Source organism: Staphylococcus pasteuri, assembly GCF_030547725.1.
In the GTDB taxonomy this organism is placed as follows: Bacteria; Bacillota; Bacilli; order Staphylococcales; family Staphylococcaceae; genus Staphylococcus; species Staphylococcus pasteuri.
This window is the reverse complement of record NZ_JAUOQO010000612.1, coordinates 1-253: the sequence shown is the minus strand read 5'-3', so window position 1 is coordinate 253 and position 253 is coordinate 1. Positions and strand designations below refer to the sequence as shown.

The 253-nt window shown below is 38.7% G+C and carries 1 protein-coding gene; it reads left to right on the top strand.

Features of this window, described 5'->3' with window-relative positions; translation table 11 throughout:
• Positions 1-47: 47 nt before the first annotated feature.
• A partial coding sequence (locus tag Q4528_RS14915; RefSeq protein ID WP_303522456.1) for a hypothetical protein occupies positions 48-253 on the top strand: 206 nt, incomplete at its 3' end.

Below are 253 nucleotides of genomic sequence, written 5' to 3'. Positions count from 1 at the left end.
ATCTGTACGTTTCGATATCGATAACTTAAATTTAGAGGATGTTTTAATTGAAATATCAAATTAAAAGATTGAAGTTAAGGGCAGGTATTTTGTTGCTCATGAGCACGGTTTTTACCGCAAACGGTTATGCTGCCGCTGCCGCTGCGGGTGGTAAGGGTTTGGATTCACTTTGTCATGGTGAGTTTTTTAATCCAGTGAGTGACCCTAATTCGAATAACTTTTTCCCTATTTCGATTTTTGGGAAAGCTTTCGG